At 64.2% G+C, this 17,284-nt stretch carries 18 protein-coding genes; 7 read left to right on the top strand and 11 right to left on the bottom strand.

The window, feature by feature from the left end; all coding sequences use genetic code 11:
• Positions 1 to 111 precede the first annotated feature (111 nt).
• The 3 genes from H5P29_RS05765 to H5P29_RS05755 all read right to left on the bottom strand — a co-directional run bounded on the left by H5P29_RS05765 (position 112) and on the right by H5P29_RS05755 (position 4,539).
• Positions 112 to 918, bottom strand: coding sequence for an exodeoxyribonuclease III (locus H5P29_RS05765; RefSeq protein ID WP_067965952.1), 807 nt, complete (start codon positions 916 to 918; stop codon positions 112 to 114).
• Positions 919 to 1,103: 185 nt separating this feature from the next.
• Positions 1,104 to 1,760, bottom strand: coding sequence for an outer membrane lipoprotein carrier protein LolA (locus H5P29_RS05760; protein WP_067956142.1), 657 nt, complete (start codon positions 1,758 to 1,760; stop codon positions 1,104 to 1,106).
• A gap of 118 nt (positions 1,761 to 1,878) precedes the next feature.
• On the bottom strand, positions 1,879 to 4,539 hold the full coding sequence (locus H5P29_RS05755; protein WP_067956141.1) for a DNA translocase FtsK: 2,661 nt from the start codon (positions 4,537 to 4,539) through the stop codon (positions 1,879 to 1,881).
• Positions 4,540 to 4,792: 253 nt separating this feature from the next.
• On the opposite strand from H5P29_RS05755, the gene H5P29_RS05750 reads away from it, so the two are divergent.
• The 3 genes from H5P29_RS05750 to H5P29_RS05740 all read left to right on the top strand — a co-directional run bounded on the left by H5P29_RS05750 (position 4,793) and on the right by H5P29_RS05740 (position 6,589).
• On the top strand, positions 4,793 to 5,044 hold the full coding sequence (locus H5P29_RS05750) for a DUF1344 domain-containing protein (RefSeq protein WP_083948380.1): 252 nt from the start codon (positions 4,793 to 4,795) through the stop codon (positions 5,042 to 5,044).
• A gap of 132 nt (positions 5,045 to 5,176) precedes the next feature.
• The gene (locus H5P29_RS05745) at positions 5,177 to 5,596 is read left to right on the top strand and encodes a hypothetical protein (RefSeq protein ID WP_067965950.1); all 420 of its coding nucleotides are present in this window, start codon (positions 5,177 to 5,179) and stop codon (positions 5,594 to 5,596) included.
• A 186-nt stretch (positions 5,597 to 5,782) separates the two neighbouring features.
• Positions 5,783 to 6,589, top strand: a complete 807-nt coding sequence (locus H5P29_RS05740; protein WP_067956139.1) for a sulfotransferase family 2 domain-containing protein — start codon at positions 5,783 to 5,785, stop codon at positions 6,587 to 6,589.
• A 161-nt stretch (positions 6,590 to 6,750) separates the two neighbouring features.
• On the opposite strand, the gene H5P29_RS05735 is transcribed toward H5P29_RS05740, so the two are convergent.
• The 3 genes from H5P29_RS05735 to H5P29_RS05725 all read right to left on the bottom strand — a co-directional run bounded on the left by H5P29_RS05735 (position 6,751) and on the right by H5P29_RS05725 (position 9,596).
• Positions 6,751 to 8,133, bottom strand: a complete 1,383-nt coding sequence (locus tag H5P29_RS05735; protein ID WP_154386726.1) for an ammonium transporter — start codon at positions 8,131 to 8,133, stop codon at positions 6,751 to 6,753.
• A 30-nt stretch (positions 8,134 to 8,163) separates the two neighbouring features.
• Positions 8,164 to 8,502: a P-II family nitrogen regulator gene (locus tag H5P29_RS05730; RefSeq protein WP_055975214.1), complete on the bottom strand. Its 339-nt coding sequence runs from the start codon at positions 8,500 to 8,502 to the stop codon at positions 8,164 to 8,166.
• Between the two features lie 221 nt (positions 8,503 to 8,723).
• A complete protein-coding gene (locus H5P29_RS05725; RefSeq protein WP_067956138.1) occupies positions 8,724 to 9,596 on the bottom strand; it encodes an acyl-CoA thioesterase II in 873 nt (290 codons plus the stop codon).
• Positions 9,597 to 9,689: 93 nt separating this feature from the next.
• Between H5P29_RS05725 and H5P29_RS05720 the strand changes: the two genes are divergently transcribed.
• A complete protein-coding gene (locus tag H5P29_RS05720) occupies positions 9,690 to 10,952 on the top strand; it encodes a ubiquinone biosynthesis hydroxylase (RefSeq protein ID WP_154386727.1) in 1,263 nt (420 codons plus the stop codon).
• Between the two features lie 33 nt (positions 10,953 to 10,985).
• Here H5P29_RS05720 and H5P29_RS05715 read toward each other — a convergent pair whose 3' ends face one another.
• Positions 10,986 to 11,342 (bottom strand): YciI family protein, encoded by a 357-nt coding sequence (locus H5P29_RS05715; protein ID WP_067956131.1) that lies wholly within the window; start codon positions 11,340 to 11,342, stop codon positions 10,986 to 10,988.
• 190 nt (positions 11,343 to 11,532) lie between these two features.
• Between H5P29_RS05715 and H5P29_RS05710 the strand changes: the two genes are divergently transcribed.
• Entirely contained in the window at positions 11,533 to 11,958 is a 426-nt protein-coding gene (locus H5P29_RS05710) for an OsmC family protein (protein ID WP_154386728.1), read from the top strand.
• Between the two features lie 42 nt (positions 11,959 to 12,000).
• Here H5P29_RS05710 and H5P29_RS05705 read toward each other — a convergent pair whose 3' ends face one another.
• Positions 12,001 to 12,975: a helix-turn-helix domain-containing protein gene (locus H5P29_RS05705; protein WP_154386729.1), complete on the bottom strand. Its 975-nt coding sequence runs from the start codon at positions 12,973 to 12,975 to the stop codon at positions 12,001 to 12,003.
• A 185-nt stretch (positions 12,976 to 13,160) separates the two neighbouring features.
• Here H5P29_RS05705 and H5P29_RS05700 point away from each other — a divergent pair, with 185 nt between their 5' ends.
• Both H5P29_RS05700 and H5P29_RS05695 read left to right on the top strand, forming a co-directional pair.
• Positions 13,161 to 13,313, top strand: a complete 153-nt coding sequence (locus tag H5P29_RS05700; protein ID WP_169808298.1) for a hypothetical protein — start codon at positions 13,161 to 13,163, stop codon at positions 13,311 to 13,313.
• 285 nt (positions 13,314 to 13,598) lie between these two features.
• Positions 13,599 to 14,717 (top strand): Glu/Leu/Phe/Val dehydrogenase, encoded by a 1,119-nt coding sequence (locus H5P29_RS05695; RefSeq protein WP_154386730.1) that lies wholly within the window; start codon positions 13,599 to 13,601, stop codon positions 14,715 to 14,717.
• A gap of 145 nt (positions 14,718 to 14,862) precedes the next feature.
• Here the strand turns inward: H5P29_RS05695 and H5P29_RS05690 are convergent, their stop codons facing one another.
• The 3 genes from H5P29_RS05690 to H5P29_RS05680 form a co-directional block, all read right to left on the bottom strand.
• Positions 14,863 to 15,696 (bottom strand): nucleotidyltransferase domain-containing protein, encoded by an 834-nt coding sequence (locus H5P29_RS05690; protein ID WP_154386731.1) that lies wholly within the window; start codon positions 15,694 to 15,696, stop codon positions 14,863 to 14,865.
• 70 nt (positions 15,697 to 15,766) lie between these two features.
• Positions 15,767 to 16,405 carry a YceH family protein gene (locus H5P29_RS05685; protein ID WP_067956125.1) on the bottom strand — a complete coding sequence of 213 codons (639 nt, stop codon included), beginning with the start codon at positions 16,403 to 16,405 and terminating at the stop codon, positions 15,767 to 15,769.
• A gap of 95 nt (positions 16,406 to 16,500) precedes the next feature.
• Complete coding sequence (locus tag H5P29_RS05680; RefSeq protein ID WP_067956123.1) at positions 16,501 to 17,280, bottom strand: succinate dehydrogenase iron-sulfur subunit; 780 nt, start codon at positions 17,278 to 17,280, stop codon at positions 16,501 to 16,503.
• Positions 17,281 to 17,284: the final 4 nt, after the last annotated feature.

The following is a 17,284-nucleotide window of genomic DNA, read 5'->3' as shown; positions in this document are numbered from 1 at the left end:
CCGAGCCGAAAAATGATGTATTTCGAGGACCGGAGCGGAGCGGACATTCAGATCCGTGAGCACCGGAAGCGCAGAAAGCCGCCACTTGCAGGCCGGCCTCACCAGAATCCCTCAGTCGAGGTCGAAGCGCGCTATGACTGGCACATGATCCGACGGCCGTTCCCAGCCGCGGGCGGCGCTCAGGATGTCGATGCCGGCAAGCTTGGGCGCAAGATTGGCCGAGGACCAGACGTGATCGAGCCGTCGGCCGCGGTTGGAGGTCTCCCAGTCCTTCGCCCGATAGCTCCACCAAGTGTAGATCTTCTGGTCGTCGGGCACGTTGAGCCGCATCAGATCGACCCATTCGCCGGCCTTGCGCATCGCCTCGAAACTCTCGGTCTCGACCGGCGTGTGGCTGACGACGTTGAGCAGTTGCTTGTGCGACCAGACGTCGTGCTCCAATGGCGCGATGTTGAGGTCGCCGACCAGCACCGAAGCCGAACCTTCGTCATGGTCGGCGCGGATGGCGTTCATCTCCGAAACGAAGCCGAGCTTGTGGCGGAACTTCGGATTGATCTCGACATCCGGCTCGTCGCCGCCGGCCGGAACGTAGAAATTGTGCAGCGTCACCTTCTTGCCGCCGGCCTCGAAGCGCACCGACAAATGCCGACTGTCGTCGATCTCGCAGAACCGCCGCTTCTCCACGATCTCCAGCGGCCGCCGCGCCACAGTGGCAACGCCGTGGTAGCCCTTCTGGCCATGGAAGGCGATGTGCTCGTAGCCTGCCTTGCGGAACGCCGCCGAGGGAAACTGGTCGTCGGGACACTTGGTTTCCTGCAGGCACAAAACGTCAGGCGCCTGCTCGCTCAGCAGCCGCTCGACCAGCGGCATGCGCAGGCGCACGGAGTTGATGTTCCAGGTGGCGATGGAAAAGGGCATGGCAGGTTCCGGCAACAGGTTGCGGCGGAACCTGCCAGCACGGACCTGCGATGACAAGGCACGATGCCCGATGCGGCGCCCGTGCCGCCGATGTCCACAACTAAGCCGGGCAGTCCAGCGAATGAGGCCGCGCACCTAGCTTGCCGCGCCAGATGGCCGGCAAGGTAGAGTTGGCGGGCAGCCTGTTAGTCGCCCTTCTTCTGCGCGTTCAGCTCGCGATTGAGCTTGTAGTCGATCTTGAACGTATCGCCCGGGAAGGAACCGCCCTGCTTGACGTTGAACACCATGACGGTGGTGTCCTTGCCCTGGGCGTCGGTGATCGTCCACTGGCGCAGTTCGTAGGTCTTGGGGTCGAACATCATGGTGATGGTCGAATTGCCGAAGACCTGCTTGTCCGACAGCTTGATGGTGGTCAGGTCGTCCTCTTCGGTGACGCTCTTGACCTTGTTGCCGCTGAGGTCGATGCGCTCGTCGAGCAAAAGCTTCAGCGGCGTTTTCGACAGCGGATAGAGGTCGGAGGTGCGCATCTTCGAGTTGAGGATGACCACCGACTGGCCGTCGGAAATCACCTTGAAGTTCGACGGTGCCTCGTAGTTGAAGCGGATCTTTCCCGGACGCTGCAGGAAGAACTTGCCGCCGGTCTGTTCGCCGCGCGGACCAAACTGCACGAACTCGCCCGACATCGAGCGCACGCTCGAGAAATGATCGGCGATGCGCTGGGCGGCATCGGAGCCTTGTGCCTGTACCGGGCCATTGAAGGCCACCAGCGGCGTCGCGGTCAGCGCGATCGCGGCCGCGAAGCCGAGCAGGCGTCGGCGGGTCGGAGTGCGGATATCGTTCATGCCGGTTACTCTCTCATTCAAGTTCGACGGTTGTATCGGCACTTAGTAGGGCTGAAGTTTGACATGGTTCACGGCCTCGCGCACTGAACGCGAAAACGTGATCGCCAGTTCCCCGATCCTACATCTTGTCGTCTTCCGTCGGCACCAGAATCTCGCGCTTGCCGGCATGATTTGCCGGACCGACGATGCCCTCCTGCTCCATCCGCTCGATGATCGACGCCGCGCGGTTGTAGCCGATGCCGAGGCGGCGCTGGATGTAGCTGGTCGACGCCTTGCCGTCACGCAGCACCACCGATACCGCCTGGTCGTAGGGATCGTCCGAATCCTCGAAATTGCCGCCACCGCCATTACCGCCGCCCTTGCCCGACGGCTCGTCCTCGTCCTCGCCGTCATCCTCGGTGATGGCGTCGAGATATTCCGGCACGCCCTGCAGCTTGAGATGGGCAACAACCTTCTCGACCTCGTCGTCGGCGACGAACGGGCCATGGACGCGCTGGATGCGGCCGCCGCCGGCCATATAGAGCATGTCGCCCATGCCGAGCAGCTGTTCGGCGCCCTGCTCGCCGAGAATGGTGCGACTGTCGATCTTCGACGTCACCTGGAACGATATGCGGGTCGGGAAGTTGGCCTTGATGGTGCCTGTGATGACGTCGACCGACGGACGCTGGGTCGCCATGATCACGTGGATGCCGGCCGCGCGCGCCATCTGCGCCAGGCGCTGGACCGCACCTTCGATGTCCTTGCCGGCGACCATCATCAGGTCGGCCATTTCGTCGATGATGACTACGATGTAGGGCAGCGGCGCCAGATCGAGATTTTCGGTTTCGTAGATCGCCTCGCCGGTCTGACGGTCGAAGCCGGTCTGCACCGTGCGCGAGATCTGCTCGCCCTTCTTTTCCGCCTGGCTAACGCGCGCGTTGAAGCCGTCGATGTTGCGCACACCGACCTTGGACATCTTGCGGTAGCGGTCTTCCATCTCCCGCACCGTCCATTTCAGCGCCACCACGGCCTTCTTTGGATCGGTGACGACAGGGGTCAGAAGATGTGGGATGCCGTCATAGACCGACAGTTCCAGCATCTTCGGATCGATCATGATCAGGCGGCATTCCTGCGGCGTCATCCGATAGAGCAAGGACAGGATCATGGTGTTGATGGCGACCGACTTGCCCGAGCCGGTGGTACCGGCGACCAGCACGTGCGGCATCTTGGCGATGTCGACGATGACGGCCTCGCCATTGATCGTCTTGCCAAGTGCCAGCGCCAGCTTCGACTTGGTCGTCTCGAAGTCGCGGCTCGCCAGAATCTCGCGGAGATAGACGGTTTCGCGCTTGGCGTTCGGCAGTTCGATGCCGATCGCATTGCGCCCCGGCACCACCGCGACGCGGGCGGCAATCGCGCTCATCGAGCGGGCGATGTCGTCGGCGAGGCCGATGACGCGACTCGACTTGATACCGGGCGCCGGCTCCAGTTCGTAGAGCGTGACGACGGGGCCGGGACGGACATGGATGATCTCGCCCTTGACGCCGAAATCTTCGAGCACGCCTTCCAGCAGCCGCGCATTCTGTTCCAGCGCATCCTTGGAAAGCGAGGCGTCACGCACGACGTTCTTGGGCTCGGCCAGGAAATGCAGCGACGGCATCTCGAATGTCTCGGTGCCGATCAGCGTGGTCTGGGCCTCGCGCTGGACACGGGCTCCTGGTGCCGGCCGGGGGGCAGGTGCTGCGACACGCACGGCGGGAGATCCAGCCTCCGGCGAGCGGAAATTCTGCACCTGGGCATTGGCGCCCCGGCGCTCTGATGACACCGGCGGCATGTCCATGTCGTCGTCGTCACCGAAGACATCCTGGTCGTTGGGGTCTATCGAAACCGTCCGCTCCGACACCATCTGGGCAAAGAATTCAGGTTCGACGCGGGCGCGGCCGCCTGTCGTAACGCGCTGCTCGGCGCGCTCGGCCGATTCGACGCGCTCGGCCGCCTGCCGCCAGGCGCTCTCGCGCTTGACCGGCGGCAGGTCGTAGCCTTCCAGCTCGCGCCGCTTGGCGGCGCGACGGCGCATCCATGCCCTGGCCGACAACCACCAGTGGGCGATGGCGCCAAGCGCCAGCACGCCCTCGTTTTCGTCCTCGTCCTCGTCGTCGAAGCTGGCGAAGTCCTGCTCGCGCATGTCGGGCTTGGGCTTGGGATTGACCACTGCAAAGCCGTTCTCGCGGTTGAGCAGGCCGGCGCCGAAGGCAAACAGCCAGATCGCCGGCGCAATCAGCAACACGCCAATGACGGTGGCGATCAGCCCGGTTGGATAGCCGCCGATGAACAGCCCCGGCACCTTGAGCACCATGTCGCCGAACACGCCACCGAGGCCGGTCGGCAGCGGCCAGGTCGGCGGTGCGCCGACACAGCCGGCAATGGCCGCGCCAAGAAGTGCCGAGCCGAACCAGACCAGGCCGCGCTTGGGCATGCGGTCGACGCCGCGCGCGGTGACGAACAGCACGCCCCAGATCACCGCCGGCATCAGGGCAGCGACCGAGGCAAGGCCGAAGAACTGCATCGCGAGATCGGCGAACACCGCACCCGGATACCCCATGGCGTTGGTGACGGGATTGTCGGTGGCATGGCTGAAGCTCGGGTCGGCGACATTCCAGGTGCCGAGCGCCGCCAGCCCGAAGGCCACGAAGGCAAACAGGCCCAGACCCGCCGCGCGGCCTGCCTGCCGTCGCGCGAATGCCTGAATGCCGTGCCCCGTCTCGGTCAGCGCGAGCGGTGAGGAAACCCCAGAACGCATGCCTCGTCCCCGTCCATTGATGCCGTGGCCCGCATGCGGACGCATGGCGGGCAGATTCGTTTGCCAGACTATCGGGGCGAAGGTTAAGGCGGCATTAAGGTTAAGCCATTGTTCACGCAACAGCCCCTTGGACGCTTCCGCGAGCGGCGGCAAACAACGCGTCACTCCTCCCCGGCATAGGCATTTTTGATGCAACCATCCTGTCTCCGTGGCGTTGGGTCTGCCGGAAGGGACCAGAAACGAGGAGAAAGAAATGAGAAAGCTCATTTTGGCTTTGGGTGCGGCAGCCTTGATGGCTGGCGCCGCTTGGGCAGCTTCGGCCGACGGCGTGGTCAAGGAGTTCAACAAGGACACCCGCGTGATCACGCTCGAGGACGGCAAGACTTACACCGTCCCGGCTGACGTGGCACTTCCCGCCGATCTGGCGGCAGGCATGAAGGTATCGATTACCGTTGCCGATGACGATGCCACCAAGGTGACCGCCGTCATGACGTCGGCGATGTAACGACCCCGACCTGGCTCGCAGAAACCCCGTCCAGACAGGGCGGGGTTTTTGCATTTCCGGTTCAAAACAGGCTTGCCGCAGAGACCGCAGCGCCATAGTTTTCCATATTAGGAAAACCTAATGGAGGCAGCGATGAAGCACCATAGCATCGAGCAACTGCAGGCCTTCGCAGACATCCAGCCGCTCAGCCCCTATCTGCCGATGACGCGTACCGAGCGTCTCGAGCGCTGGGCGCAACTGCTCGAAGATCAGCCGGAACGGCGCCTCGGCACACTTTCCGGCACCGAATACGCGCCGCGCGCCGAACGGCTCGCCATGCGCGTACCGGGCTCGCCTATTACCGTTGCATTCGAGGACCCTGCCTTCCGGGCAGCCGGCCTTGAAGACGACAGCTACGGCGCAGCCAAGCGCTTCTTCGAGCTGTCCGACCGGCAGCTGCACAACATCGTCTGCTACTGCCATTTCGGCGATGCGGTCAGGGGTGCAAGTGCCGCCCGCCGTGTCCGGGCAGCGATCAGCATGTGGACGCGCATCCGGGCATTCTTCGCCTGAAGGCGCGCAAGGCACTCCAGAATCCAGCCAAGGGCCCGGCTGGCTCGGGCCCCGGTGGACGCTACGCCTGCTGCCATCGGGTAGACACATTAGCATGTACACATATAATCGATTGACCAGGTAACGACCCGGATCGCGCGACGTACCTCCGTCGCTTTGCCCCCTCGGATTCAAGCCAGGAGCCAGATGCCGACAGGATTGAGATTCTTCGACGCCACCTACTATCCCGTACCCAAGAGTGGCAGCAGCAGCGTCAAGTACCTGCTCATGCAGGTCGCCGGCGCGCATCAGGCGCTCGACAATCCCGACGACGACGTCCACCACCACCTCGGCACCAATCTGGTCGATCCGTTTCGCCCGATGCACAATGCCGACGCCAAGCCCTTCACCATCGTCAGGGACCCGGTCGAGCGGCTGCTGTCGGCCTATTCCGACCGCGTCGTCAAAGCCGGCCTGCTGACGTCAGATGAAGCCGACAGCCCGCTGGCCCGCGAGCTCGGCCTGTCGCTCGAACCGGACCTCGAGACCTTCATCCTCAGGGTCGAGGACTATTGCCGCATCTGCGCCGACGTCCGCTTTCATGTCGCCTCGCCGCGCTACTTTCTCGGCAGCAACCTTTTCCTCTTCGACCGGGTGTTCAAACTCGAGAAGATCGACCAGGTCGCGGCCTATATCAGCGAGATCGTCGGCCAGGATGTGTCGATGCCGCACATCCACGTCTCGAGCGGCCAGGCCAGCCCGTCCGACCTGTCGCCGGCAGCACTCGCCAAGGCGCTGCGCTTCTGCCGCTACGATTACGCCTTCCTCGTCGACCTCTACGACGCCGGCCGCTGGGGCACCATTCCGCGCGGCACGCGCCGCGATCCATCGACACTGAGCGTCTATCGCGACCCGGCGAAATATGAGGGCGACAGCTATCCCCGCACGCCGCGCAACCTGCGCAATTTCCTGAGCAAGCGTCCGCTCGATCCGGCATTGCCCAAGGCCGACTAACAACTCCAGACAAAAAAGGAGGCCCGGATTGCTCCGGGCCTCAAAGCGCAGCTGCCTTGAGGGCGGCCACGACGGGATTAGGGAGGATGTTGCGCGGCCAGGGCGTCGGCCGCGCGCGCCGGAGCACGATCCCTAGGGGGAGGACCGCGCTCCAACAGGCATCAGGAGTGGTAGGCCACTTCACCATGCGAGGTCAGGTCGAGGCCCTGGCGTTCGGCTTCGACGGTCGGGCGCAGGCCGACGAGCAGATCGACCAGCTTGTAGAGTACCAGCGAGCCGATGCCGCACCAGATGACGGTCACCGAGACAGCGAGGAACTGCGTCCAGACCTGGCCGCCGATCGACATTTCGCCATAGCCGATGCCGCCGAGCGCCTTGGCGTTGAACACGCCGGTGCCGATGGCGCCGACAATGCCACCGACGCCGTGGATGCCGAACACGTCGAGCGAGTCGTCATAGCCGAGCTTGATCTTCACCACCGCCACGAAGAAGTAGCAGATCACCGAGGCGATGGCGCCGAGTGCGATGGCGCCGACCGGACCGACGAAGCCGGCGGCAGGCGTCACCGCGACGAGGCCGGCAACCATGCCGGAAGCAGCACCCAGCATCGACGCCTTGCCGCGGGCAACCACTTCGATGATCACCCAGGCGAGGATCGCGCCGGCAGTGGCGGTGAAGGTGTTGATCATCGCAAGTGCCGCACCGCCATTGGCTTCGAGGTTCGAGCCGGCATTGAAGCCGAACCAGCCGACCCACAGGATCGAGGCGCCGACCATGGTCAGCGTCATCGAGTGCGGGGCCATGTTGTCCTTGCCGTAGCCCGTGCGCTTGCCGATCACCAGGGCGCCGACCAGGGCGGCGATGCCGGCATTGATGTGCACGACGGTACCGCCGGCGAAATCAAGTGCGCCCCAGCCATAGATCAGGCCATCCGAATCCCAGACCATGTGGGCGATCGGAAAATAGACGACCGTCACCCACAGCGCGACGAACAGCAGCACGGCCGAGAACTTGATGCGTTCGGCAAAGGCGCCGACGATCAGCGCCGGCGTGATGCAGGCAAAGGTCATCTGGAAGACGATGAAGACGTATTCGGGGATGACGATGCCCTTGGTGAAGGTCGCCGCCATGCTCTCGGGCGTCACGCCGGCCAAAAATGCCTTGCCGAGGCCGCCCCAATACGGGCTCGGCGCGTCGCCGAAGGCCATCGAGTAACCCCAGAACGTCCAGATCACGATCACCAGCGCCACGATCATCGTGCACTGCATCAGCACCGACAGCATGTTCTTGGCGCGCACCAGGCCGCCATAGAACAGCGCCAGGCCCGGCAGTGCCATGAACAGCACCAAGAGTGACGAGGTCAGCATCCAGGCGACGTCGCCCTTTTCCATGACGTCGGCGGGCGCCGGCGCGGCCGCCGCGGCATCTGCCGCCGCAGGTGCGGCTTCCTGGGCGAAGGCTGCGACCGTTCCCAGGGCGGTCAGTGCGAGCGTGCCGACAAGGGCCGTCCGCGCCGCCGTCTTCAATGAGGTTGGAATTTGCATTGAGGTCTCCATGAGAATTGGTTGGCCTGCTCAGAGCGCGTCGGTGTCGGTTTCGCCGGTACGGATGCGCACGGCCTGGTCGATGCCGAAGACGAAAATCTTGCCGTCGCCGATCTGGCCGGTCTTGGCGGCCCCGGTGATCGCCTCCACGGCCTTGTCGACGAGGTCGGTCGAGACGGCGACTTCGATCTTGATCTTGGGCAGGAAGCTCACGGCATATTCGGCGCCGCGGTAGATCTCGGTATGTCCCTTTTGCCGCCCATAGCCTTTTACTTCGGTGACGGTCAGGCCCTGGATGCCGACATTGGTGAGCGCTTCGCGCACCTCGTCGAGCTTGAACGGCTTGATGATGGCCATCACGATTTTCATCAGGTTTCACCCCTTTCTGATGCGGGTCCCCCGCGTTGCAGACGTCGCCAGCGGACCCGAAGACCACCGGTGAGTGACCAAGGCTATTCAAGCTCCATGCCAGTTTGCCCCAGCACAAGCCAACCATTTGAAATTTAATGAAAATGCGCTGCGCGCAGACGACATCCTTCGCAGGTGCAGCAAAGCACCTGCTCACAAAATGTGCAAAATAGCCAAAATGCCTATTTCGTAGGCTTTGTCCGCAGGCGGATCAGCCCCTCTTGTGCCACCGAAGCGACCAGCGTGCCGTCCTGGGCATAGAGCGCGCCGCGCGTGAAGCCGCGCGAACCCGAAGTCGAAGGGCTGTCCTGGGTGTAAAGCAGCCAGCCGTCGAGCGCATGCTCGCGATGGAACCACATCGCGTGGTCGATACTCGCCGCCTGGATGTCGGGATCGAAGATGCCACGGCCATGGGCAAAGGTTGCCGTATCGAGCAGCGTCATGTCGGAAAGATAGGCAAGCACCGCACAGCGCAGTGCCCGGTCGTTCGGCACCGGGCCGGTCAGGCGGATCCACACCTTCTGCAGCGGCGGCAGCTTGTCACGGCTGGAATAATGCTCGGCATAGACCGGCCTCAGCTCCAGCGGCCGTTCCTTGGCCCAGAACAACCTGATCTGCTCGGGCACATGGGTGGCCTCGGCCAGCAGCTCGCGCTGCGACTTGAGCTCTTCCGGCGGCGGCACGTCGAGCGGCATCGGCATCTGGTACTCCAAGCCCTGCTCCTCGACCTGGAACGACGCTTCGAGCGAAAAGATCGCGTGGCCATGCTGGATCGCCACCACGCGCCGCGTGGTGAAGCTGCCGCCGTCGCGGATGCGGTCGACCTCGTAGATGATCGGCACGGTGATGTCGCCGGGGCGCATGAAGTAGCCGTGCAGCGAATGCACGTGCCGGTCCGGCTCGACGGTGCGCTGTGCCGCCACCAGCGCCTGGGCGATGGTCTGGCCGCCAAACACGCGTTGCCACTGAACCTGCGGGCTGCGACCACGGAACAGGTTGTGTTCCAGCTTCTCGAGATTGAGAATGCTGAGAAGCTCTTGTATTCCGGCCGGCATGCTTTTCCCCTTTTCGGGACGAAGTATTTCCGGTTTCCAGCAGGAAGCCCCCGTCGAGTCAAGGCGGGAAGCCTAGCCGTAAAGGACGCCGCCATGGTCACGCGCGAATCTGACGACAAGAAATCGACACAGCTCGACGTGCTCGTCGCCGGCGCCGGTTATGTCGGCCTCGCCACCGCCGTTTCGATCAAGCAGGCACGACCCAATCTGCACATCGCCATCGTCGACGCGGCTCCCGCCGAGGTCTGGCGCAAGGACGGCCGCGCCTCGGCCATCGCGGCTGCTGCCTGCCGCATGCTCGACCAGCTCGGCTGCTGGGAAGAGATCGCACCCGAGGCACAGGCGATCACCGACATGATCATCACCGATTCGAAGAGTGCCGATCCGGTCCGTCCGGTGTTCCTCACCTTCGACGGCGAGATCGGCGCCGGCGAGCCCTTCGCCCACATGATCGAGAACCGGCTGCTCAACGGCGCCCTGCGCCGCCGCGCCGCCGAGCTCGGTATCGACATCATCGAAGGCGTCGCCGTCCAGGCCTTCGAGGCCGGCACCGCCGGGGCCAAGGTCCATCTCGCCGACGGTATCAGCATCGACACGCGCCTTCTCATCGCTGCCGACGGCGTCAACTCCAGGCTGCGCGACATGGCCGGCATCAAGACCGTGCGCTGGGAATACGGCCAGTCCGGCATCGTCTGCACCGTAATCCACGAGCGCCCGCATGGCGGCCGCGCCGAGGAGCATTTCCTGCCGGCCGGCCCCTTCGCCACGCTGCCGCTCAAGCCGACCAAGGACGGCACCAACCGCTCCTCCATCGTCTGGACCGAACGCACCGAGGACGCCGACAAGCTGGTTGCGGGCGACCCGTTCGTCTTCGAGATAGAGCTCGAACAGCGTTTCGGCCTGAAGCTCGGCGAGATCCGCGTCGAGGGCAAGCCGCGTGCCTGGCCGCTCGGCCTGACCCTGGCGCGCGCCTTCGTCGCTTCCCGCTTCGCGCTTGCCGGCGACGCCGCCCACGGTATCCACCCGATCGCCGGCCAAGGCCTCAATCTCGGCTTCAAGGATGCCGCAGCGCTTGCCGAAACCATCGTCGAGGCCGATCGCCTGGGACAGGACATCGGCGCGATCGACGTGCTCGAGCGCTACGAGCAATGGCGCCGCTTCGACACCGTGCGCATGGGCATCACCACCGACGTGCTCAACCGGCTGTTCTCCAATGACATCGCGCCCGTCCGTGCCATCCGCGACATCGGCCTCGGCCTCGTCGACCGCGTGCCCCGGCTCAAGGACTATTTCATCCGCCAGGCCTCAGGCCTGACAGGCGAAACCCCGCGCCTGCTCAAGGGCGAGGCGATCTGACGGCGGCAGTTCGCCATCCAGCCAGCTACAGCATCAAGCACCGGGAATGTCGTAGATCGGCCTGACCTCGACCTTGCCCATCGCCGCCAGCGGGATGTTCGAGGCGATCTCCAGGGCCTCGTCCTGGTCGGTCGCCTCGATCATCACGAAGCCGATCAGCTGTTCCTTGGTCTCTGCGAACGGCCCGTCGGTCACCAGCCGCTTGCCGGCGCGTCGCGTGACCGTCTTCGCCGCCCTCACCGACTGCAGCGCCTCGGCCGCGATCAGCTTGCCTTTGGCTTCGAGATGCCTGTCATAGGCCAACGAGTCTGTGTCGAGCTTCTCTTTCTGTTCAGGCGACAGCGTCCCGAACAGGCCTTCTTCGAGATAGACAAGGCAGGCATATTTCACGGTTGATCTCCCTGGGTTGACCTTACGCCACAAGGACGCAGCTGGCGAAGACAAGCAGACACTTCGGCGCAAGACTTTTTTCGCGCGATGTTTGCTTTCCCGACGACGGAACGCTGGCGGGTACGCCGGGCGGCGCTATAGTCTCACCCGGTTGCCGCACCTGGCCCCGTCAGAAATCATGGAGAACGTCATGAACCACAGCGCCAACGCCGTCTGGAAAGGCAATCTGAAGGAAGGCTCGGGAACGCTCGACACCCAGAGCGGCGCGATCAAGGGCCAACCCTATTCGTTCAAGGCCCGCTTCGAGGACGAAACCGGCAAGTCCGGCACCAACCCCGAGGAGCTGATCGCCGCCGCCCACGCCGGCTGCTTCGCCATGCAGCTGTCGCACTTCCTCGCCGAAAACGGCACGCCCGCCGACAAGCTCGACGCCAAGGCGGTGGTGACGCTGATCCCCGGCACCGGCATCACCGAGAGCGCGCTGACGCTTGTCGGCACCGTGCCCGGCATCGACAATGCCAAGTTCCAGGAACTCGCCACCAAGGCCAAGGAGAACTGCCCGGTTTCCAAGGCGCTCGGTGCGATCAAGGTTTCGCTGACCGCCAGCCTCGCCTAACGACACTCTGGGCGCCGGTCAGGCATCGGCGCCCTCGCCGCCTCAGGCGGCCAGTCCATCCGCCCGCACCTCGGACGGCGTCGCGTCGAAGCGGCGGCGAAACACCCGGTTGAAGTACGACAAATCGTTGAAGCCCGCCTCATAGGCGATGTCGGTGATGCTGCGCTGCGCCCACAGCGGGTCGGCCAGCATGCGGTGCGCTCGCTTCAGCTTCTGGCCGAGCGCGAATTCGGTGAAGGACAGCCCCTCGCTCTCGAACAGCTTCCTGACATAGCGCGGCGACAGCTTGTGCTCGGCCGCGATCGCCTCGGCCGACAGTCCGCGCAGGTCGCCGCGCGCCGAAATGTCCGACTTGATTGCCGCCAGCCTGGCGGCTCGCAGCCCACGCCCCAGCGCCACCTGTTCGGCGTCGCGCTCGGCTCCAAGCGTCAGCGCGGTCAGGTCGAGCAGATGGCTCGCCACCATGCGCGCCATGTTGCCCGGCAGCGGCTCGTCCAGCTTCTGCAGCGCCGTGGCATAGGTGATCAACAACTGCATCGGCCCTTGGCTGATCGGAATCGGCCGCATCATCATTGCGGAGACGTCGCCGAGCAGCGGCTGCAGCGCTTTCCTGTCGAAGCGCAGGTTGACATAGGTGAAGCCCGGCCGCGTGATATTGGCGCCGACCCGCCCACCGGGCACGAACATCGCGCAACCCGGACGGATGCTTTCGTCCTGGCCGCCGACCTGCATGTGGCTGCCGCCCGACAGAGCGGCGAGCAGGATCACATCGTCATTGTCGATCATCTCCTTGCCGATGCCGACCTTGATCGGCGACGCCGAGCCGGTGGCGATGCCGACGCCCGGCAGCAGCCGCACCCGCATGTCCATGTGGACGGGCGCACCTTCCAACGGCTCGAGATCGGCATTGAGGATGGTGCGGCCATAGACCTCGCGCAGAACGGCAAGCCGCTCCTGCGCGGGGAGGTCGTCTGTCAGCACGCGAAAGGAGGCATTCTGCCCGTCAGGATTCGTCATTGGTCTACTCAACGATACACAACCAAAGCGGGCAGACACTCCTTCTATTTCGCGCGGATGAATAGGTCAAGCCCGTACCGCCGAAACCCTGAGAATGGGCCGCGCAGTCCAAGAACGGCACTGCTCGCCCGTCTAGTTTGCGCTCGCGAATCGAAGTGGTCAGTCCAGCGAACGAGGTAACGGACATGTACCGCCTGCAAGTCTGGAAGACGCTCGCGGCTCTTGCCGCGGCCGGCTTCAACCCGCGCGCTTTCCTCGCCCCCATGGCGCTCGGCGGCAAGCTCCCCGAACCGGCTGACAAGCGGCAGCCGAAGGAGAACAGCGAACCGGAGGCCTGATCCGCAAGGACAGGTCCTGAAACGCCGGCGCTCAACGCCGGCGGCTGACGGAGTCTGGCTGCAAGGAGTGCCAGGGCAGTGGCATTCCGACCAGCCGGCAGGCCGGGCGCGTGGGGGCAGACCCGCGTCCGGCCACCCTCCTTCCGCGCACTCCGTGTTTTGCGTTTGTTGCGCGGCAAAGCGGCACCGCGCAACGGGCAGTCGCGCGGCGCCCCGTCTTCGAAACCAAAAATCGCCGAAAATGTTTAACTTTCGAGGGGACCAGCGCACCCGGGAGGAACCCTCATGCTGAACGTCCTTGAACCGCGTCATCCGCAGCCATCGGTCGCGACGACGCTCGAAATCACCGACATCACCGCAGACGTTCGTCATCTCCAAGGCTTCGACCATCACGAGCAGGTCTGGCTCGGTCGCGACACGGCACGCGGGCTGACCGCGATCGTCTCGGTCCACACCACCGTTCTCGGGCCCGCCCTCGGCGGCACGCGCATCTGGCCGCACACAAGCTTCGAATCCGGCATCATCGACGCGCTGCGCCTGTCGCGCGGCATGACCTTCAAGTCGGCCATCGCCGGCCTGCCGCTCGGCGGCGGCAAGGCGGTCATCATCGCCGACGCCAAAACCGAAAAGACGCCGGCCATGCTCGAGGCCTATGCCGAGATGCTTAACACGCTTCAGGGCCAGTACATCACCGCCGAGGACGTCGGCATGACGCTCGCCGACGCCGACTTCCTCGCCGAGCGCGCGCCCAATGTCAGCGGCACCACCAAAGGCGGCAGCGGCAACCCCTCGCCCTTCACCGCCGAAGGCACTTTCGTCGGGCTCAAGGCGGCCCTGCGCCACCGCACCGGCAGCGACGATCTTGCTGGCGTCCGCGTCGCCGTCCAGGGCCTTGGCTCGGTGGGCTGGTCGCTGTGCCAGAAGCTCCACACCGAAGGTGCCGTCCTGACAGTCTGCGATCTCGATGCGGTCAGAACCGCCCGCGCCGCCGAGACCTTCGGCGCAACCGTCGTGTCAGGCGATGCGATCATCGCAGCCGACGTCGACATCTTCGCGCCCTGCGCACTGGGCGGCATCCTGTCTGCCGACACCATTCCGCTGCTCAAGGCGAAGATCGTCGCCGGCGCCGCCAACAACCAGCTGGCTACCGCCGAGGACGGGCAGCGCCTCGTCACGCGCGGCATCCTCTATGCCCCCGATTACGTCATCAATGCCGGCGGCGTCATCAACGTCGCCGCCGAGATGGGCGATGGCGGCTACGACGTCGCAACCGTCACCCCGCGCGTCGCCCGCATCGCCGACACGCTGTCGGCCATCTTCCAGCGCGCCGACAGCGAAGGCCGCACCACCGACGCCGTCGCCGAGGCTATGGCCCGGGAGATCGTCGAAGCTGCGAGGAAGTAGGCCATTAGCTCCCTTCTCCCCGTTGGCGGGGAGAAGGTGTCGGCAGGCGGATGAGGGCTGGCCCTCGCAGGCACCGCCCAAAGCAAAGACGGCCCGGCTGCTTCCGCAACCGGGCCGTTCTCCTTCACAACGTCAGACTGTCAGGTCATTCGCCCGGGGCGAGCCTGTGGGTCCATTCGCGCCAAAACGCATCAAGCAGTCGTTCACTGCCAGGACGACGCTCCTGCACCCCATCCTTCCAAAACTGCATTCGTGGGAATTCCGCTGTCAGAAACGCACGTATAGGCAGGGGTATTGGGCCGTTGCCAAGTTCGCGCGTTTCCGCTTTGCGCGCCATCAACTCATTGATGGTATCCAAGACCGATAGCTCCAGCGGCACGCCCGCGCACAGACTCGGGAAGTTCATCGGCGCAATCACGGAATTTGGGTTCTCTTCCAGCCACTTCAGCGCCATGAGCGGACGCAGGGCGTAAAAAAGCTTCTTGAGCGGCACATCCTCCTCGGCAGACAGGAAGCGATCGAGGTGGTTCGCCGCAAGGTGGTAGTAGTGCCTAGCTGTCAGACTGCGATCCGCCACTTCGCCGGCAATCTCCAGGAAGGCCGCACGAAAATCGGAATTGCACTGATAGACCAAGGGCGATGTCAGCCACTCGACCACCACCACATTGCCTTTGAGAAGGAGTTTCAGCGCCTTGGACAGCTCCCAACCATTGACGTCAAGGATCGGAGTGAGCGGCGTTTCGATGACATCGCGTTCGGGGAACAGCGTGAAAGTCTCGCTGACTGCCCGGACAAACACGAATCGGCAGTCGTAGTCGCTGTCTGGCGACGGAAAACCCCAGGCTCGACTTCCGCTTTCGACGGCCAACGGGATCGATACGTTGTGATGACGTTTGATGTCGGCCAAACGGCCGTCGATCTCGGCTACAATTGTCCGATCCATCGATGTTGGAAAATGCCGATCGATCAAACCTGCCACCCCACGCGCCGACTATAGCCGAGCGCTATAGCAGGTCTCAGGGATCAAGGTCGATCGTTCCCGCCTTGGCCTATGCGCCGACCGCGTCGAGCCGCGCCTTCAGCGCCGCCACTTCCTCTTCCAGCAGCCGGACGCGTTCCTCGAGTTCCGAGACAACAGGTGAGGCGCTCGGTGCTCGGCTCGTCGCGACGATCGCGGCAGCCTCGACATCGCCTGACAAGAGATGGGCGAAGCGATCCTCGCGCTGGCCGGGGGCACGGCCGATTTCCTTGACCAGCGCAGGCCTGCGGCCGATCAGCATGTCGAGCTCGCTGCGCACGGCGTCGGCATCGGCGAAATTCGCCATGCGCTCGGTGCGAGCGAGCAACTCGTAGACGGTCTGGGGACCGCGCAGCAAAAGCATGCCGATCAGCGCGCTCTGGTTGCGCGTCAGCGAGAATTTCTGCGCCATCTGGTGTTCGTAGCGCTCAACGCGCGAAGCGAACTGCTGCTTCGCCAGTCCCTTCGACTGCAACGTGCCAAGCGTCCTGACGATGTCGACCATCTCAAGGGCCATGACTGGCTCGCGCGAGGTCTTCTGATTGGCCGCAGCAACCAGCGCATTCGACGTCATCGGATAGACGTCAGGCGTCAGTTCCTTCTTCTCGATCAGACAGCCGAGCACGCGCGCTTCGGCCGGGGTGAGATGGGGAAGATCCGTGTCCGTCATATCAGCTATCGCCTCAAACCCGGCGTTCAACCATCATCTTCCTTATTTCGGCTGCCGCGCCGGTACAGGCGCGCAACCAAAACCGATCGACGAAACTAAACGCGCCTCTCCACCATCATCTTCTTGATCTCGGCGATCGCCTTCGCCGGGTTCAGACCCTTGGGGCAGGTCTGGGCACAGTTCATGATCGTGTGGCAGCGATAGAGCCGGAACGGATCCTCGAGATTGTCGAGGCGCTCGCCCTTGGCTTCGTCTCTGGAGTCGATCAGCCAGCGATAGGCCTGCAGCAGCACGGCCGGGCCGAGATAGCGATCGCCGTTCCACCAGTAGCTCGGGCACGAGGTCGAGCAGCAGGCGCACAGGATGCATTCATAGAGGCCGTCGAGCTTCTGGCGGTCCTCATGGCTTTGCAGCCATTCCTTCGCCGGCTCGGGCGATACCGTCTTCAGCCACGGCTCGATCGAGCGGTGCTGGGCGTAGAAGTTGGTGAGGTCGGGCACCAGATCCTTGACGACCGGCATGTGCGGCAGCGGGTAGATCTTCACCGCGCCCGAAATGTCGTCGCAGCCCTTGGTGCAGGCCAGCGTGTTCGAGCCGTCGATGTTCATCGCGCAGGAGCCGCAGATGCCTTCGCGGCAGGAGCGGCGCAAAGTCAGCGTCGGGTCGATCTTGTTCTTGATGTAAAGCAGCGCGTCCAGCACCATCGGGCCGCAATCGTCGACATCGACGAAATAGGTATCGATGCTCGGGTTCTCGCCGTCGTCGGGCGACCAGCGGTAGATCCGGTACTCGCGCAGATTGGTCGCACCCTCCGGCTTCGGCCAGGTCTTGCCCTGCTTGATCTGCGAGTTCTTGGGGAGTGTTAGTTCGACCACGATC

It is taken from the genome of Aminobacter sp. MDW-2 (assembly GCF_014250155.1).
Lineage (GTDB): Bacteria > Pseudomonadota > Alphaproteobacteria > Rhizobiales > Rhizobiaceae > Aminobacter > Aminobacter ciceronei.
The sequence above is the reverse complement of the archived record's forward strand: the minus strand, read 5'-3'. Positions and strand labels throughout refer to the sequence as shown.

What these genes read in the sequence shown, in the direction of transcription:
- H5P29_RS05765 (WP_067965952.1), bottom strand. Translation starts at nt 918, where the DNA reads ATGCCCTTTTCCATCGCCACCTGGAACATCAACTCCGTGCGCCTGCGC.
- H5P29_RS05760 (WP_067956142.1), bottom strand. Translation starts at nt 1,760, where the DNA reads ATGAACGATATCCGCACTCCGACCCGCCGACGCCTGCTCGGCTTCGCG.
- H5P29_RS05755 (WP_067956141.1), bottom strand. Translation starts at nt 4,539, where the DNA reads ATGCGTTCTGGGGTTTCCTCACCGCTCGCGCTGACCGAGACGGGGCAC.
- H5P29_RS05750 (WP_083948380.1), top strand. Translation starts at nt 4,793, where the DNA reads ATGAGAAAGCTCATTTTGGCTTTGGGTGCGGCAGCCTTGATGGCTGGC.
- H5P29_RS05745 (WP_067965950.1), top strand. Translation starts at nt 5,177, where the DNA reads ATGAAGCACCATAGCATCGAGCAACTGCAGGCCTTCGCAGACATCCAG.
- H5P29_RS05740 (WP_067956139.1), top strand. Translation starts at nt 5,783, where the DNA reads ATGCCGACAGGATTGAGATTCTTCGACGCCACCTACTATCCCGTACCC.
- H5P29_RS05735 (WP_154386726.1), bottom strand. Translation starts at nt 8,133, where the DNA reads ATGCAAATTCCAACCTCATTGAAGACGGCGGCGCGGACGGCCCTTGTC.
- H5P29_RS05730 (WP_055975214.1), bottom strand. Translation starts at nt 8,502, where the DNA reads ATGAAAATCGTGATGGCCATCATCAAGCCGTTCAAGCTCGACGAGGTG.
- H5P29_RS05725 (WP_067956138.1), bottom strand. Translation starts at nt 9,596, where the DNA reads ATGCCGGCCGGAATACAAGAGCTTCTCAGCATTCTCAATCTCGAGAAG.
- H5P29_RS05720 (WP_154386727.1), top strand. Translation starts at nt 9,690, where the DNA reads ATGGTCACGCGCGAATCTGACGACAAGAAATCGACACAGCTCGACGTG.
- H5P29_RS05710 (WP_154386728.1), top strand. Translation starts at nt 11,533, where the DNA reads ATGAACCACAGCGCCAACGCCGTCTGGAAAGGCAATCTGAAGGAAGGC.
- H5P29_RS05705 (WP_154386729.1), bottom strand. Translation starts at nt 12,975, where the DNA reads ATGACGAATCCTGACGGGCAGAATGCCTCCTTTCGCGTGCTGACAGAC.
- H5P29_RS05700 (WP_169808298.1), top strand. Translation starts at nt 13,161, where the DNA reads ATGTACCGCCTGCAAGTCTGGAAGACGCTCGCGGCTCTTGCCGCGGCC.
- H5P29_RS05695 (WP_154386730.1), top strand. Translation starts at nt 13,599, where the DNA reads ATGCTGAACGTCCTTGAACCGCGTCATCCGCAGCCATCGGTCGCGACG.
- H5P29_RS05685 (WP_067956125.1), bottom strand. Translation starts at nt 16,405, where the DNA reads ATGACGGACACGGATCTTCCCCATCTCACCCCGGCCGAAGCGCGCGTG.